This window comes from Paraburkholderia sp. SIMBA_053 (assembly GCF_046534895.1).
Classification (GTDB): Bacteria; Pseudomonadota; Gammaproteobacteria; order Burkholderiales; family Burkholderiaceae; genus Paraburkholderia; species Paraburkholderia caledonica.
Genome location: NZ_JAWRXU010000235.1, coordinates 1 through 358 on the forward strand (window position 1 = coordinate 1; position 358 = coordinate 358).

Below are 358 nucleotides of genomic sequence, written 5' to 3' on the forward strand. Positions count from 1 at the left end.
GAAGCTGAATTCACGAAGATCGAACTAACAAACACTGACTCTACTTACTACATAGGAGAAGAAGCAAGAAAATCTAAACTTCCACTTGTTCGTGCTCTTGGAGAGAATAAAGCGAAGCGTTATGAAGACCCAACGTTTAAGAAACAACTATTCGGATTTATTGCGAAAGACTTCAAAAAGAACGTTACGATTCCATTACTCGTTACTGGTCTTCCTGTATCTCACTTTGGTAATCAACGTGAGTCATTGCAAAAAGTAGCTATGGAAGAAACTGCTGTTAAAGTTAATGGCGAATTAATCACTATTAAAGTGAAACAGTGTTTAGTAATCCCGCAGCCAGTCGGAACGCAATACTATC

At 38.3% G+C, this 358-nt stretch carries 1 protein-coding gene; it reads left to right on the forward strand.

Going from position 1 to position 358, the window contains the following annotated elements:
* On the forward strand, positions 1–358 hold a 358-nt coding region (locus SB753_RS35420; RefSeq protein ID WP_410804737.1), incomplete at both ends, for a hypothetical protein.